Source organism: Phyllobacterium myrsinacearum, assembly GCF_014138285.1.
Classification (GTDB): Bacteria; Pseudomonadota; Alphaproteobacteria; order Rhizobiales; family Rhizobiaceae; genus Phyllobacterium; species Phyllobacterium myrsinacearum_A.
In genome coordinates this window covers 67,364-80,787 of record NZ_JACGXN010000007.1, presented here as the reverse complement: position 1 = coordinate 80,787, position 13,424 = coordinate 67,364, and the positions used below count along the sequence as shown (strand labels likewise).

General features: G+C 55.6%; 21 protein-coding genes. 12 read left to right on the top strand and 9 right to left on the bottom strand.

All coding sequences use genetic code 11. The features are described 5' to 3' along the window. Positions 1-114: 114 nt before the first annotated feature. The 3 genes from folE to FHW16_RS19385 all read left to right on the top strand — a co-directional run bounded on the left by folE (position 115) and on the right by FHW16_RS19385 (position 2,270). Complete coding sequence (gene folE / locus FHW16_RS19395; RefSeq protein ID WP_182550935.1) at positions 115-741, top strand: GTP cyclohydrolase I FolE; 627 nt, start codon at positions 115-117, stop codon at positions 739-741. Between the two features lie 26 nt (positions 742-767). Further along, the gene (gene hisI / locus FHW16_RS19390) at positions 768-1,187 is read left to right on the top strand and encodes a phosphoribosyl-AMP cyclohydrolase (protein WP_182550934.1); all 420 of its coding nucleotides are present in this window, start codon (positions 768-770) and stop codon (positions 1,185-1,187) included. A 108-nt stretch (positions 1,188-1,295) separates the two neighbouring features. Beyond that, the gene (locus tag FHW16_RS19385; protein WP_182550933.1) at positions 1,296-2,270 is read left to right on the top strand and encodes a patatin family protein; all 975 of its coding nucleotides are present in this window, start codon (positions 1,296-1,298) and stop codon (positions 2,268-2,270) included. Positions 2,271-2,308: 38 nt separating this feature from the next. Here FHW16_RS19385 and FHW16_RS19380 read toward each other — a convergent pair whose 3' ends face one another. Both FHW16_RS19380 and FHW16_RS19375 read right to left on the bottom strand, forming a co-directional pair. Next, entirely contained in the window at positions 2,309-2,740 is a 432-nt protein-coding gene (locus FHW16_RS19380; protein WP_182550932.1) for a CBS domain-containing protein, read from the bottom strand. A gap of 128 nt (positions 2,741-2,868) precedes the next feature. Continuing rightward, on the bottom strand, positions 2,869-3,570 hold the full coding sequence (locus tag FHW16_RS19375; RefSeq protein ID WP_246711859.1) for a rhomboid family intramembrane serine protease: 702 nt from the start codon (positions 3,568-3,570) through the stop codon (positions 2,869-2,871). 449 nt (positions 3,571-4,019) lie between these two features. Between FHW16_RS19375 and FHW16_RS19370 the strand changes: the two genes are divergently transcribed. The 3 genes from FHW16_RS19370 (at position 4,020) to FHW16_RS19360 (ending at position 6,268) form a co-directional block, all read left to right on the top strand. Next, entirely contained in the window at positions 4,020-4,649 is a 630-nt protein-coding gene (locus FHW16_RS19370) for a PAS domain-containing protein (protein WP_182550930.1), read from the top strand. A 103-nt stretch (positions 4,650-4,752) separates the two neighbouring features. Beyond that, positions 4,753-5,361: a PilZ domain-containing protein gene (locus FHW16_RS19365; RefSeq protein WP_182550929.1), complete on the top strand. Its 609-nt coding sequence runs from the start codon at positions 4,753-4,755 to the stop codon at positions 5,359-5,361. A gap of 298 nt (positions 5,362-5,659) precedes the next feature. After that, positions 5,660-6,268, top strand: a complete 609-nt coding sequence (locus FHW16_RS19360) for a transglutaminase-like cysteine peptidase (protein WP_182550928.1) — start codon at positions 5,660-5,662, stop codon at positions 6,266-6,268. A 67-nt stretch (positions 6,269-6,335) separates the two neighbouring features. Here the strand turns inward: FHW16_RS19360 and FHW16_RS19355 are convergent, their stop codons facing one another. Next, entirely contained in the window at positions 6,336-6,863 is a 528-nt protein-coding gene (locus tag FHW16_RS19355) for a gamma carbonic anhydrase family protein (RefSeq protein ID WP_182550927.1), read from the bottom strand. A gap of 151 nt (positions 6,864-7,014) precedes the next feature. Here FHW16_RS19355 and FHW16_RS19350 point away from each other — a divergent pair, with 151 nt between their 5' ends. After that, positions 7,015-7,740 (top strand): hypothetical protein, encoded by a 726-nt coding sequence (locus tag FHW16_RS19350; RefSeq protein ID WP_182550926.1) that lies wholly within the window; start codon positions 7,015-7,017, stop codon positions 7,738-7,740. A 43-nt stretch (positions 7,741-7,783) separates the two neighbouring features. On the opposite strand, the gene FHW16_RS19345 is transcribed toward FHW16_RS19350, so the two are convergent. The 5 genes from FHW16_RS19345 to FHW16_RS19325 form a co-directional block, all read right to left on the bottom strand. Next, complete coding sequence (locus FHW16_RS19345) at positions 7,784-7,990, bottom strand: DUF3126 family protein (RefSeq protein WP_182550925.1); 207 nt, start codon at positions 7,988-7,990, stop codon at positions 7,784-7,786. 106 nt (positions 7,991-8,096) lie between these two features. Then, positions 8,097-8,921 carry a serine O-acetyltransferase gene (gene cysE / locus FHW16_RS19340; RefSeq protein WP_182550924.1) on the bottom strand — a complete coding sequence of 275 codons (825 nt, stop codon included), beginning with the start codon at positions 8,919-8,921 and terminating at the stop codon, positions 8,097-8,099. A gap of 322 nt (positions 8,922-9,243) precedes the next feature. Next, complete coding sequence (locus FHW16_RS19335) at positions 9,244-9,999, bottom strand: alpha/beta fold hydrolase (protein ID WP_182550923.1); 756 nt, start codon at positions 9,997-9,999, stop codon at positions 9,244-9,246. Positions 10,000-10,009: 10 nt separating this feature from the next. Continuing rightward, positions 10,010-10,489 carry a DUF192 domain-containing protein gene (locus FHW16_RS19330; RefSeq protein ID WP_210278203.1) on the bottom strand — a complete coding sequence of 160 codons (480 nt, stop codon included), beginning with the start codon at positions 10,487-10,489 and terminating at the stop codon, positions 10,010-10,012. Positions 10,490-10,532: 43 nt separating this feature from the next. Further along, positions 10,533-11,114, bottom strand: a complete 582-nt coding sequence (locus FHW16_RS19325; protein ID WP_182550922.1) for a cold-shock protein — start codon at positions 11,112-11,114, stop codon at positions 10,533-10,535. Positions 11,115-11,446: 332 nt separating this feature from the next. On the opposite strand from FHW16_RS19325, the gene FHW16_RS19320 reads away from it, so the two are divergent. From FHW16_RS19320 to FHW16_RS19310, 3 genes are all read left to right on the top strand, one after another. Then, entirely contained in the window at positions 11,447-11,887 is a 441-nt protein-coding gene (locus tag FHW16_RS19320) for a VOC family protein (RefSeq protein ID WP_182550921.1), read from the top strand. Positions 11,888-12,072: 185 nt separating this feature from the next. Beyond that, positions 12,073-12,318, top strand: a complete 246-nt coding sequence (locus FHW16_RS19315) for a BrnT family toxin (RefSeq protein WP_182550920.1) — start codon at positions 12,073-12,075, stop codon at positions 12,316-12,318. Beyond that, positions 12,318-12,632, top strand: coding sequence for a BrnA antitoxin family protein (locus FHW16_RS19310; RefSeq protein WP_182550919.1), 315 nt, complete (start codon positions 12,318-12,320; stop codon positions 12,630-12,632). The genes FHW16_RS19315 and FHW16_RS19310 overlap by 1 nt, the downstream gene beginning before the upstream one ends. 22 nt (positions 12,633-12,654) lie before the next feature. Here FHW16_RS19310 and FHW16_RS19305 read toward each other — a convergent pair whose 3' ends face one another. Next, positions 12,655-12,858: a hypothetical protein gene (locus FHW16_RS19305; protein WP_182550918.1), complete on the bottom strand. Its 204-nt coding sequence runs from the start codon at positions 12,856-12,858 to the stop codon at positions 12,655-12,657. A 138-nt stretch (positions 12,859-12,996) separates the two neighbouring features. On the opposite strand from FHW16_RS19305, the gene FHW16_RS19300 reads away from it, so the two are divergent. Next, positions 12,997-13,233, top strand: coding sequence for a helix-turn-helix domain-containing protein (locus FHW16_RS19300; protein ID WP_182550917.1), 237 nt, complete (start codon positions 12,997-12,999; stop codon positions 13,231-13,233). 6 nt (positions 13,234-13,239) lie between these two features. Then, positions 13,240-13,404, top strand: coding sequence for a helix-turn-helix domain-containing protein (locus FHW16_RS19295; protein WP_348643913.1), 165 nt, complete (start codon positions 13,240-13,242; stop codon positions 13,402-13,404). Positions 13,405-13,424: the final 20 nt, after the last annotated feature.

Here is a 13,424-nt window from a genome sequence, read left to right as displayed (position 1 = left end):
GTGAAAGCCTCAGGGCCAAACCGGCTTCAATACACCGCGTATTCGTTTCGGAACGATTATCGTGTATTGCCGTTTAACTCGTCGCTCCTATGAGGGCGACTACGGGAGATCGCGATGGATGCGGTAATTAAAAGTTTGCAGTCAACGACTGTCAATCAGAACAATCTACGACGTCCGACACAGGAAGAAGCGGAAGCAGCGGTGCGTACGCTTTTGCTTTGGGCCGGTGACAATCCAGACCGCGAAGGATTGCTGGACACACCTCAGCGTGTGGTCAAGGCCTATAAGGAACTGTTCTCGGGTTATGACGAAAACCCTGAGGAAGTCCTGGGGCGCACGTTTGAAGAAGTCGCCGGATATGACGACATCGTGTTCATCAAGGACATTCCGTTCTTCTCGCATTGCGAGCATCACATGGTTCCGATCATCGGCAAGGCGCATGTTGCCTATCTGCCCGATGGCGAGAAGGTGGTTGGTCTGTCCAAGATCGCCCGCGTGGTTCATATCTATGCGCACCGCCTGCAGACACAGGAGAGCATGACGGCACAGATCGCCAATGCGATCCAGGGTTCATTGCGCCCACGCGGCGTTGCCGTCATGATCGAGGCTGAGCATATGTGCATGGCGATGCGCGGTATCCGCGTCTCCGGCTCGACGACCACGACGACGACCTTCACCGGTGCTTTCAAGAGTGACGTCAACGAGCAGGTTCGCTTCATGACCCTTCTCAAGGGTCGCTAGACCCGTCTTTTCCAGAATTGGCATTCATGCGTAGCGGTTCTTTTTCGTCATCCCTCGACAATAAACTTGAAAATGAAGAAGGCGCGGTGTTCGCACCGCGCTTCGACGCCGCCGGTCTTGTGACCACCGTCGTCACCGACGCGCGGGATGGCCATCTCCTGATGGTTGCGCACATGAATGCGGACGCACTGCGCCTGACGCTGGAAACCGGCATTGCCCATTACTGGTCCCGCTCGCGTCAATCGCTTTGGAAAAAGGGCGAAACATCAGGAAATCTGCAAACGGTCGTGGAAATGCGCACCGATTGCGATCAGGATGCTCTTTGGCTGAAGGTGACCGTGGCTGGAAACGGCCCGACCTGCCACACCGGACGCAGATCATGTTTCTACCGTCAGGTCACCACTGAAAACGGGACAACTCAGTTGCTTATGATACCTGAGGCGTAACGTCCCCATTTTTGTTGGTTGGCTAAGCGGCCATAATTCCGCAATATTCATCCTTTCGATACCACAGTGAGGGGATAATGTGCGAATACGACGTTAGGAGTGCAAGCCATGCTCGAATGGGCATCGCGACGGTTACGTGCGGCAGAACCGATTGGCGTTACAAACGGTCCTGAAACACCGGTGAAGACCCCGTCCCCACATGTTGAAAAGAAGGCTCCCATTGCGCTGGCGCTCGGCGGCGGCGCAGCGCGCGGCTGGGCACATATCGGCGTCCTGCGGGCGCTCGACGAAGCTGGTATCGAGATTTCCATGATCGCGGGCACATCCATCGGCGCGCTGGTCGGCGGCTGCTATCTCGGCGGCAAACTTGACCAGCTGGAAGAATTCGCGCGTAGCCTCACCAAGCGCGGTATTTTCTCCCTGCTCGATCTGCGTTTCGGCGGCAGCGGCCTGTTCGGCGGCATGAAACTTGACAAGCGCCTGCGCGACCATCTGTCGGAGCTTTCCATTGAAGATCTGCCGAAGCCCTTCATTGCCGTCTGCACGGAAATCAACACTGGCCACGAAATCTGGCTGACACGCGGCAATCTCATCACCGCCATGCGGGCTTCCTATGCCCTGCCCGGCGTGTTCGAGCCGGTTGAATGCAACGGCCGCATCCTGGTGGACGGCGCACTGGTCAATCCGGTACCGGTCGCCGTCTGCCGCTCCTACGAGCAGCCGCTGGTTGTCGCGGTTAACCTGCACTACGATCAGTTCGGACGGGCTGCCGTGATCAAGCATTCAGCAGGAGCGCCCAGCGCTCCCGACGCTGAAAGCGAGGGTGCAGTCGCGCATTTCCGCGCAGCCCGGGCCACGCGGCTGGGCATTACAGGTGTGATGATGGAATCGTTCAACATCATCCAGGACCGGATTTCCCGTGCGCGCATGGCGGGCGACCCGCCTGATATCGCTCTGCTGCCGAAAATCGGCCATGTGGGTCTTGCCGAGTTTCATCGTGCCGACGAGGCGATCAAACTCGGCTATGAGGAAACCATGGCCCGGCTCGGCGAACTTGAGCGCATGCAAAAGATCGTCTTTTAGGCCCGGTTGTTTCACACTGCTGACCCGGCGCAACCGCTTCAGGCGGTTGCGATATAGCTGCGAATTTCCTGGGACTCGCGCTCGACTTCCTCGATACGAAGCTTCACCACGTCGCCGATCGATACGATACCATACAAACGGCCATCCTTCTCGACGGGCAGATGGCGGAACCGGCCACGTGTCATGATCTCCATGACCTGATTGACCGTATGCTTTTCCGAACAGACGTTCACCTTGATGGTCATAATTTCGGAGATCGGACGCCAGAGTGCGTCGGCACCATCGGCAGCAATGGCCCGAACAACGTCGCGTTCAGACAGAATACCCTTGATGGCTCTCTTGTCATCGACAATAACAATCGCGCCGATCTTATGCTTTGCAAGTGCAGCGACCGCATCGGCAAGGGTCGTCTCGGGCGCGGCGCTAAAAACGTCGTAGCCTTTGCGTTCCAGTATCATTTTGACTGTCATGTACGTCCTCCTTGCACATTAGCCCAACGAATTCCTGATCGCGGGGATCCTCCTCATCCCTGCGACCAATGCGTCATGGTGCGCGTATGTTGCACCCAAAGCAACAGCTTTGCAATTATACCAACAGCTCAGCGCCGGTTATCGCGATCAAACAGGGCAATGCCAAAAAAACCGATGAGGAAGCCGCCGATATGGGCTTCCCACGCAATTGTTGCCGCGCCTTCACCCGGTACGACAGCAAAAAGACCGGTTGCAATGTTGGTGATGAACCAGACGGCGACAAAGACGAGAACGGTACGCGTCCGCAAGGCAACGGCAATCGGCAGGATCGGCCCGGTGAACGCAGCCGAGTTGCGCTGGGTCGAACGGCGGAAGCCGAAACGCGCAGCGGCTCCCATCATGCCCGATATCGCACCCGAAGCGCCGACCAGAGGGATCGGGCTCGCCGGATAAATCGCAAAATGCATCATGACGGCGGCAATCGCCGTGACAACCCAGAAGAGTGACGTGCGCAGTGGCCCGATGCGGGCAGCAAGCGGCGAGCCGAAGGCGGCAAGCCAGACCATGTTCACGGCAATATGGGTGAAACTGCCATGCATGAAGGAATAGGTGATGGTGGTGAGCCATGCCGCCGGCGAATAGAAACCGCCAAACTGAGAAAAGCGTGCGGGAATGAAGGCATAATCCAGCACGAAGTTGCTGTCCTGCGCATCGGTCAACACATAGGTTTCAACCAGAAACACAGCGCCGCACAGCGCAAATATGGCAAGGATGACGCCGGGAATGTTGAAAACCGGTTCGCGTGCCGGTGGTTGATCAGGAGTGCTCATAGGCTCAGTCATTCTTCCTGCAGCTGATTCATTGGAAGCTGTGCTTAGCAGCAAACTCTCCAAACAAAAATAAGGCCGTTCAATGGTTTTGAACGGCCTCAGGCTGGATACGTCAACATAGAACTCTACTCGCCAGCCTTGTCGCACAGAGCAGGCACCCGCTCAATCATTACCATTTGTTAACCTTAACTGACCCTTGCGGTGGACGCAGGTGCTTCAACAATGGCGCTTCCCGGCTGCGGGTGCCAATGTGACTGACATTCGCAAATTCATTGCTGTTGGATGGAACGTGGTTCGTGGTTCGACAAGCTCACCATGAGGGAGAGTGGTGCTGCAAGGCCAACCGGAAACATTGCAGAATTTAACTCCCTGCAATCCTCACTCTCCCTCATGGTGAGCTTGTCGAACCACGTACCATACAGACCTGCAACACCAACCGGAAGCACCATATGCGGCATGATGCAACGAGCGAGATCTTCGCCTATTGGAATGATCTGCGCGGAACCCGGGCGGCGCCGGAACGGCGGGAAATATCGCCTGCTCTCATCCGCTCGCGCCTTTCCGACACATTCATCCTGCGCGCCAGCGGATTGTCCGAAGCACGATTCCGGCTGGCGGGAACGCGCATCTGCTCGATCTATGGGCGGGAATTGAAAGGCCAGACATTCACCTCGATCTGGCAGGCCAAGGACAAGCCGGTCATTGCGCGGATCGTATCGAGCAGCCTGACAAGCAAAACCGTTGTCCAGTCCACCTATGAAGGCAAAAGCAGCCGCGGCCGTAAAATGCTTTTCAATCTCATTCTGCTGCCGCTGGCCAATGAGGTCAACGAACGGCATCTCCTCGGAATGATCACCGCAGCAGGCAAACCATTCTGGCTGGAGTCCGATGCGATCATCGAAAACAGCCTCCGTTCAATTGCCATGGTGGACCCGCTGAAGCCAGGCGCTGCCTCCATCGGCAATCCTGCGCTGGAAGAGCACAGGATGACGGGCGCCAATGGCCCGCAGCTGGCACCGGGCAGCAGCCGCCGGGTCAGGCACCTCATGGTTTTCGATGGCGGAAAGACTATCGATTAGGTTAGCAAATTCTGATCAATTCCTGCTTCTGTTACGGCGCCGTTAAGACTTGTGTTCTAATCTGGATCGATCGAAATCCATTTTCAGCCTTCGGATACATTTCATGCTCCTTAACCGTGACGATTCAACTGCGACTGGCGGCGCCATGGGAAAGTTTCATCGCGTGAAAGTGGAGCTCTACGGCCGCTTCATGCTGGAAGACCGAACCGAGCATGTCTGCCAGATCGATGAGATGTCACCGGGCGATGCCCTTTTCGCAACGGATGTCATAGCCAACACCGGCGAACGTGTCATTGCGTATATCGATCACATCGGCCGGGTCGAAGGCAATGTGGAGCGGCTGGTCAGTGGCGGATTCCTGCTCGCACTCATTGCATCGGACCGCAAGAAGAACAAGATTGCCGCGCAGCTGACGTGGCTGGCCAACAAGCACGAACTGGATATGCCCGAAGACCGCCGGCACCAGCGTATTGCGCCAAGCAATCCGATTTCCATGCTGGGCATGTCCGACGGCCGGGAATATCCCTGCCGCATCATTGATCTGTCGATATCCGGCGCCGCCGTCGAAATCCGCATGCGCCCTGCCCTGAACAGCCAGGTCATCCTCGGTTCGATGCGCGGCCGTGTTGTGCGTCACTTCGAGGAAGGGATCGCCATCGAGTTTGCAGCGGTCCAGAGCCGTGAAACGATCGAAATCGCGCTCCAGAACTAACAGGTCCTCGCTATCTCTTTTATTGGTTACCAAATGCATTCTCTGGCCGCGCTTGCCGCCAGCATGGCATTAATTCATTATAAATAACATTCTACTGAGAACAACCAATCCTTAACTGCAACATACTTCATTTATTTGAGTGAAAACTTACTTTAAATAAAATGGTAATATTCAATAATACATTGCATACGTCCAATAGTTTATTTTGTACTACTCAATTTTGTCAGATTTACTGAGTCACATTACCAACCGATCAACATCTCTCTGCCATTGTCATCTCAACCGGGGAGACGACGGTATGATAAAAAGAATAATTCTAGCGGGCACAGCCCTTCTGTTCATGAGCATCGCTGTACAGGCTGGACCAGCAGTAACCGCTGCAACAGTGATGCAGACCGGCGGGCGTACATCGCAGCCGATCGGTCATTACGATTTCTGCCAGACCTATCAGGACGAATGCCGCATCAGAAGCATCAGTGATACGCCCGTATCCCTGACGCAGAAGGTCTGGGCACAGATGGTGCAGGTCAACGCCACGGTGAACACGGATATAAAGCCGGAAACCGATATGCAGATCTGGGGCAAGGCCGAAGTCTGGTCCTATCCAACCACGGTCGGCGACTGCGAGGATTATGTCCTGCTCAAGCGCAAGATGCTGATCGAGCGCGGTCTGCCGGTCAGTTCCCTGCTGATTACCGTTGTCCGGCAGCTGAATGGCGAAGGCCACGCCGTCCTGACGGTACGCACGGACCGTGGTGACTATATCCTTGATAATCTCGAACCACGCATCAAGCCGTGGAATGAAACGAGCTACGACTACTTGAAGCGCCAGTCGACGCACAATACAGGTGCATGGGTTTCTATCACCGATGACCGCCAGGTGCTTGTCGGCAGTATCGGGCAGTAACCCGCTCCTCGGATCCTAATATGAAGCCAGTTCCGGCAGCGGAGCTGGCTTTGTCGTTTAACGAGGATCAGGCAATCTCCATCCCGCGCATGTAGCGCTGGCCATTCTCGACATAATGGGCAGCGGAAAGCCGCAATTGCGCAATGGCGGCGTCATCCAGTATTCGAACCACTTTCGCCGGTGATCCGACGATCAGGGAATTGTCGGGAAATTCCTTGCGTTCGGTTACCAGCGCTCCAGCACCCACCAGCGAATTTCTGCCGATCCTTGCACCGTTGAGAATAATGGCGCCGATGCCGATCAGCGTATTCTCGCCTATGGTGCAGCCATGCAGCATGGCACGATGGCCAATGGTGCAGCCTTCACCAATCGTCAGGGGATAGCCCATATCCGTATGCATCACCGTGTGCTCCTGCACATTGGTGTTGCGGCTGATGTGGATAAGCTCGTTGTCGCCGCGCAAAATGCATCCGAACCAGATACTGGCATTCTCGCCGATAAAAACTTTGCCAATCAAGGTTGCATCGGGTGCGATCCAGTTTGACGGGCGGTGTTCAAATTCAGGCGCGTGGCCATCGAGCGTGAATATGGGCATGATTTCTCCTGAGATTCTGTATCGGGAGCTTAGCGAGCCGCTTCCCGCTTGGCGATGCAAATCAGAGCACAACCTTCACGTGTGATTAACCATAAATCAGCACTCTCCGGTTATATCTTGATGGACTCGGGGCAACAGGACCGGAAGATTGATGCAGACGTCTGCACAGCGGGTGGAATCGATAACCGGCAGTCCGTTTCTGCAACGCATTTTCTATGGGATCGTGGCCTTGGCCATTATTACTACGGCACTCGGATTTGCAGGCCGCTACTTCGGTCATACGATATCACTGGGCGGGCACACGGAAGAAACAACGCTGCACGAGATCGTCATTGGCAACAATGTCCTGTCCTTGCCTGCCAATGCCATCCGCTTCAGAGCCCAGCGGCGTGACGGGATCGCCCAAAGGGTCGATCTCTATCTGCACTGGCCCGATATGCAGGGCTATCAGGCGGGTTTCATCAAGGACTTTAACGGGGCTGGCCAGACGAAAACGCTGCTGTTCCTGACGTTTGAACCGCGCGCCACCTCCCGCGACATGTCGGGCCGCTATGGGCCGATCTACAGCACACTGACCGATGGCCCCGGGATCAAAGGCCCATCCGGGCTCACCATTCAGAATTTTCGTGCAAACACCGGTTTTGTGAGCGAGCAGCTGGCTGTTTCACCTGAGACCAAAGGTCGTGATTTCTTCGTCGCGCGCTGCCTTGATGAAGAAACATCGAGAACCAATCTCGCATCCTGCCAGCGGGATATTTTCATCGGTGAGGATTTGCAGTTGACCTACCGTTTTCCGCGCGAGTTTCTCGCACGCTGGGAGGAGTTGGACCAGAAGGTCCGGACCTTCGCACAAGGCCATCTCAGAACACCGAAGTAACGCCTCACAAGGCGTCACTTCCACTTGCAACAGCAATCTACTGTCAGAGATCCATGTCGAGGATTGCCATGGAGAAGTTGTAGGACAGCTCGCCCTCGTCTTCATCCTTGTAGATCAGGCCGAGAAATTCATCGCCAAGATAGAGTTCGGCCGAATCGTCCTTGCGGGGACGGGCCTTCACCGTGAGTTCCGTGTTTCCGAATGTGCGCTTGAAGTAGCTGTCGAGTTTTTTCAGTTCTTCGGGTTTCACGCGGTTTCTCCTGTCGAATGGATAATCTGGAAGCGGGCTTGTGGCATGCAGCAACCGGCCCTGTAAAGGGCCGGCGTGTTCGTTTTACTCACTGAACCGCTCGGTTTCAGTCGAAATTGGTGATGAGCTGGTCCATGGCACGGGATGGTTCGGCACAGCCGGTTTCGCCAACGACGCGGGCGGGAACTCCGGCGACGGTGACGTTCTGCGGGACAGGCTTGAGCACCACGGAACCGGATGCAACCTTCGAGCAATGGCCGATTTCGATATTGCCAAGAATATTGGCACCGGCGCCGATGAGCACGCCGTGGCGAATTTTGGGATGGCGATCGCCGGTTTCCTTGCCGGTGCCGCCCAGCGTGACACCCTGAAGGATCGAGACATTATCCTCGATCACCGCGGTCATGCCGACAACGATGCCCGTGGCATGATCAAAAAACACACCCTGCCCCATGGGCACGGCGGGATGAATGTCGGTCTGGAATACGGAGGACGAGCGGCTCTGCAGATAGAGGGCAAAGTCTTTGCGACCCTCGTTCCAAAGCCAGTGTGCGAGCCGGTGCGTCTGGATCGCCTGGAAACCCTTGAAATAGAGGATCGGCTCGATGAACCGGGTGCAGGCGGGATCGCGGTCATAAACAGCCTGAATGTCGACGCGCAGGATCTGTGACCAGGACGGTGTCGCTTCCATCATCGTCGTAAAGGTCTGGCGCAGCAGTTCCGATTCAACATCCGGATGATCGAGCCGCTGCGAAATGCGGTGGATGACCGCCTGCTCCAGCGACTGGTGGTTGAGAATCGTGGTGTACAGGAACGTCGCAAGAAGCGGTTCCTGACGGATGGTCTCTTCGGCTTCGGCCCGGATGGACAGCCAGATCGGATCCATCTGCTTAACCGATCCGGTCATTTTCATCGGGTTGCTTGCGGACATGTCCTACTCCAGGCAATCAGTCTATGTTCTTGCTCTAACCACCAGCATACGGCAAAAATGATTTTCTGACACCTCAAATTCACCGGGTTGAAACAATGTCGCGGTTATAGTGCGTGGTTCGACAAGCTCACCATGAGGAGCATTGGCGCGGCAAAGCCAATCGGAAATATTGCAGTCTGAACGTTTTCACAGAATAGAACTGCCTGCGATCCTCGCTCTCCCTCATGGTGAGCCCTATCCCTCATGATGACCTACCATCTCCCTCATGGTGAGCTTGTCGAACCATGCACCACGCATCTCACTGCAGTTTACGCGGATAGTCTTAGAGCGGGTGCGCTTTGAGGAATGCAACGACGGCTTCCTTGAACACCTTGTCACCGACAGCCAGCATGTGGTCACGGTTCGGGATGTCGATGGATTCGCCGTGCGGCATCAGGGCAGCCAGCCGGTGCGGGCTGCCGCCAATATCGTCCCTCGTTCCCACCGCAACCAGTGCGGGCTGGGTGATCCTCGCCATATTGGCTTCGCTGATTTCTTCCTTGGACGTGATGACACAGGCTGCGAGAGCGATCTTGTCGCTCTTCGTCTTGTCGGCGAACATGCGGAACATTTTGCCGCGCGGATGCGTCACCGTCTCGGCGTCTTCCGCCAGCAATGCCTCGGCGATCGGATTCCAGTCACCGGCGCCTTCCACCATGCCGATGCCAAGGCCGCCGAAAATCACGTCATGCACCAGTTCAGGATGTTCCAGCGCCAGAAAAGCGGTGATCCGCGCGCCCATGGAATAGCCCATCACATGGGCTTTTGCGATACCGAGGTGCTTGAGCAAAGCGGCGGCATCACCCGCCATCAGGGTCGGCGTATAGAGCGATCTCTCGTGCGGCTTGTCCGACTGGCCATGGCCGCGATTGTCGATGGCAATTGTCCGGTAGCCCGCTGCCGTCAGGGTCGGTACCCAGCCGGGCTGGACCCAATTGTAGAAATGCGATGAGGCAAAGCCGTGGATCAGCAGGATCGGTTCGCCTTCGCCTTCGTCGATATAGGCGAGCTTCAATCCATCATTCTCAAAAAACTTCATCAGTCCGAACCTACTTTTTGGTGCACGTGCCGCAGACTGCCGCAATGGCGGGGTGATGCACCTTGTCGCCGACCGCAACGCCCAGACGCCGGGCCGTGCCTGCCTTCACTTCTATAACAAACCGCGCGGGACCGCCGGAGGAAATTGTCGCACGGGAAAACGGAACGGCATTTTCGCGAATGGCCGATACGCGGCCGTTTTCATCGAGGAAGATCATATCGAGCGCCGATGGCGTGTTTTCCATCCACATGGTGACCAGACGGCTGTCTTCGAAGACAAACAGCATCGCGCTGTTGTCCCTGAGATCGGTGCGGAACATCAGCCCTCGCTCCCGCTCCTCGTCCGTATCGGCCACTTCAACCTGGAAAGGAACATCGCCCTTGCTGGTGTTGATGACCAGCGGGGTCGCATCGATGGGCAGATGCATAGGCTGTTGATCGGCGGCATGCGCGGCGACTGTCGCCAATGCAAGTGCAAAAAAGCCGATCATCAGAGACCGGCATAATCTGATCAACGCATTCATGGGAACGGCTTTAATGGGATGCCGGCAGTTGCGTGCCGATATCGGGATGAACCTCTGAGGCCATCAGGCCCTTGTCGCCATTGCCGAAACGGATCAGCACGACCTGCCCCGGACGCAGCTCGGTCAGGCCGAAGCGGCGCAGGGTTTCCATATGGATGAAAATATCTTCAGTACCTTCACCGCGGGTCAGGAAACCGAAGCCCTTGGTCCGGTTGAACCATTTGACCAGAACGCGCTCGAGCCCGCTAGAGGGCGTGACGGTGACATGGGTGCGCACCGGCGGTAGTTCGGTCGGGTGAATGGCGGTGGAGCTGTCCATGGAAACGACGCGGAAGCACTGCATGCCGCGCTCACCCTGCTTGACTTCGCAGACGACACGGGAGCCTTCGAGCGCGGTCTGGAAACCATCGCGGCGCAGGCAGGTCACATGCAAAAGAATGTCGGGCAGATCAGCGTTGTCAGGAACAACAAAGCCATATCCTTTGGCGACATCGAACCATTTGATGGCGCCCGATACCTCGATCAGATCAAGGCCGTCGGCTAATTGTTCATCATCGGGGGAATGCTGGGCTGATACTGGTCTGTCTGACATGAAGCGAGCCCCTCCTCTCCTGAAACCAAACACTGATTCTCTTGATTCAGAATAACACCTGTCCGATGGATGAGGGCAAGTATCATCTGACTGTTTTTGTTGAAAAACAGGTGCAAATCTTATGATTGCTCGCTCAACCACCCGTTGCAAGCCTGTCAATTTGTGGCGTCATGAAAATAATGTTACCAAAAACTTGTAGGTGTTCAGCCTAGGGCAACTGCATAATTGCCCTGAGGCAACGGCATGATTGCCCGAGGTAATCACATGATTGTCCCGGCAATCGGATGGTTGCTGCCACTTTTACGCACAGACAAACACACCAAGGGAAAACGATGCGCTATCTTCACACAATGGTCCGTGTCCGCGATGTCGATGAATCGCTGGATTTTTACTGCAACAAATTCGGCCTTGAGGAAATTCGGCGTACGGAAAACGAAAAGGGCCGTTTTACGCTGATCTTTCTTGCCGCGCCTGATGACAAGGGCCGTGCGGTTGCCGAACGGGCGCCGGAACTTGAACTGACGTTCAACTGGGATCCGGAAACATATACGGGCGGACGCAATTTCGGCCACCTCGCCTACGCCGTCGAAAACATCTACGAGACTTGTCAGAAGTTGCAGGATAGGGGTGTTATCATCAACCGCCCGCCCCGCGACGGTAACATGGCCTTTATCCGCTCGCCCGATGGCATCTCCATCGAACTCATTCAGAAGGGTCCGGCTCTGCCGCCGCAGGAGCCCTGGCTCTCGATGCCGAACACCGGCAGCTGGTAGTTCCATAGATCCGAAGTCATCGCCGCTCGTTGGGAGTGGCGATGACTGATGGTTGCCGAGAGAGGGTGATCGGTTCGCCGTTCGGCAAACTCAGGAAGCTCGTCATTGGGGGATGGCAAACTCCCCCATCGCCCTCCGTACAACTACGAATACCTTGCACAACGCATTTATTGTACGTACATTAAATGCGGATTGTCTGGGATGAACCGAAGCGGCTTGCCAATATCGAGAAACATGGCCTCGACTTTGCCGATTTGTATTCCGAGTTTTTCGTCCACGCGGTTACAATGCCGGTCAATCAGGGTCGTTCGAAAGCTGTCGGACGCTTGGCTGACGGAACAATAGTGGTGATTTTCGTCTCCCTCGGAACGGAGGCACTTTCGGTCATATCAATGCGGCCCGCCCGGAAAGATGAAAGAAAGCTGGTCTGATGGCTATCAAACGCGACATACAGAAAGCGTTCCAACCGGGCCGCGGATATACAAGGGAAGATTGGGATGCCGTCGACAATCCCGAGCTGACCGATGAAGAAATGCGGCAGATGCGCCCGTTTCGCGAGGTTTTCCCTGAAATCGCCCGTGAAATCGACAAGGAGATTGCCGCGCGCGGCCGCCCGCATCTTGAGGTCACCAAGATGCCCGTCACGCTGCGGCTTGACCCGGATGTTCTGGCAAAATTCAAGGCGACAGGGAAAGGCTGGCAAAGCCGCATCAACGAGGTCCTGAAACAGGCCAAGGTGAAATAGTCGGCCCGACAGGCTGGCGATATCAAGCCGGTTCGTTACGCGCGGCGTCCAACACAGCATTGATCGTGGCAATCCGGTCATCGGCAATATCGCAGATACATTGAATCGCGCATTGCTGCCGCTCATCGTTGATATCGGACGCAGCCATGCACAATACTTCAACAAGGTTTTTGATCTCGGTCAGGAGATTGGAGGCATTCACGAGATGGGACAATTGGCTGGACATAACGAAGTCTCGATGGAATTGATGACTCTTCACAGACTGGGCACTATAATTTGGTAGTGATAAATTATGCTTGCACCTGCATTTCAGTCAACAACAAACTATGAATTATTACTAGTAAAATAGTATTGGGAGAATACATTGCTGACGACGGGAAACCAGCTTCGCGCGGCACGCGCGCTTGTGGATATGGACCAGACAACCCTCGCAAAGAACGCAGGCCTCAACATCAATACGATAAGCGCTATGGAGAAGAAGGGCCCCGCCATGCTCACAAGCGGCCTCGACAAGATACACGCGGTCATGCGTGTCCTTGAAGATGCAGGTATTGAGTTTCTCAACCACGGGCAACCTGGCGTGCGGCTGCGGAAGGACTGACGGTCAATACCCCATGAGAAAAACCCTATAACTGCCGATCAGTGCAGGGCCGCACGTGCTCTTACCAACATGTCCCAAGAGGACCTCGCAAAGGCTGCAAAGGTGGGCCTGTCCACGGTCCGCAATTTCGAAACCGGCAGATCGCAGATCAACGCCCATTCAACCGGCTAAATGATCAAGAACAATGTGGT

What these genes read in the sequence shown, in the direction of transcription:
- folE (WP_182550935.1), top strand. Translation starts at nt 115, where the DNA reads ATGGATGCGGTAATTAAAAGTTTGCAGTCAACGACTGTCAATCAGAAC.
- hisI (WP_182550934.1), top strand. Translation starts at nt 768, where the DNA reads ATGCGTAGCGGTTCTTTTTCGTCATCCCTCGACAATAAACTTGAAAAT.
- FHW16_RS19385 (WP_182550933.1), top strand. Translation starts at nt 1,296, where the DNA reads ATGCTCGAATGGGCATCGCGACGGTTACGTGCGGCAGAACCGATTGGC.
- FHW16_RS19380 (WP_182550932.1), bottom strand. Translation starts at nt 2,740, where the DNA reads ATGACAGTCAAAATGATACTGGAACGCAAAGGCTACGACGTTTTTAGC.
- FHW16_RS19375 (WP_246711859.1), bottom strand. Translation starts at nt 3,570, where the DNA reads ATGAGCACTCCTGATCAACCACCGGCACGCGAACCGGTTTTCAACATT.
- FHW16_RS19370 (WP_182550930.1), top strand. Translation starts at nt 4,020, where the DNA reads ATGCGGCATGATGCAACGAGCGAGATCTTCGCCTATTGGAATGATCTG.
- FHW16_RS19365 (WP_182550929.1), top strand. Translation starts at nt 4,753, where the DNA reads ATGCTCCTTAACCGTGACGATTCAACTGCGACTGGCGGCGCCATGGGA.
- FHW16_RS19360 (WP_182550928.1), top strand. Translation starts at nt 5,660, where the DNA reads ATGATAAAAAGAATAATTCTAGCGGGCACAGCCCTTCTGTTCATGAGC.
- FHW16_RS19355 (WP_182550927.1), bottom strand. Translation starts at nt 6,863, where the DNA reads ATGCCCATATTCACGCTCGATGGCCACGCGCCTGAATTTGAACACCGC.
- FHW16_RS19350 (WP_182550926.1), top strand. Translation starts at nt 7,015, where the DNA reads ATGCAGACGTCTGCACAGCGGGTGGAATCGATAACCGGCAGTCCGTTT.
- cysE (WP_182550924.1), bottom strand. Translation starts at nt 8,921, where the DNA reads ATGTCCGCAAGCAACCCGATGAAAATGACCGGATCGGTTAAGCAGATG.
- FHW16_RS19335 (WP_182550923.1), bottom strand. Translation starts at nt 9,999, where the DNA reads ATGAAGTTTTTTGAGAATGATGGATTGAAGCTCGCCTATATCGACGAA.
- FHW16_RS19330 (WP_210278203.1), bottom strand. Translation starts at nt 10,489, where the DNA reads ATGATCGGCTTTTTTGCACTTGCATTGGCGACAGTCGCCGCGCATGCC.
- FHW16_RS19325 (WP_182550922.1), bottom strand. Translation starts at nt 11,114, where the DNA reads ATGTCAGACAGACCAGTATCAGCCCAGCATTCCCCCGATGATGAACAA.
- FHW16_RS19320 (WP_182550921.1), top strand. Translation starts at nt 11,447, where the DNA reads ATGCGCTATCTTCACACAATGGTCCGTGTCCGCGATGTCGATGAATCG.
- FHW16_RS19315 (WP_182550920.1), top strand. Translation starts at nt 12,073, where the DNA reads ATGCGGATTGTCTGGGATGAACCGAAGCGGCTTGCCAATATCGAGAAA.
- FHW16_RS19310 (WP_182550919.1), top strand. Translation starts at nt 12,318, where the DNA reads ATGGCTATCAAACGCGACATACAGAAAGCGTTCCAACCGGGCCGCGGA.
- FHW16_RS19305 (WP_182550918.1), bottom strand. Translation starts at nt 12,858, where the DNA reads ATGTCCAGCCAATTGTCCCATCTCGTGAATGCCTCCAATCTCCTGACC.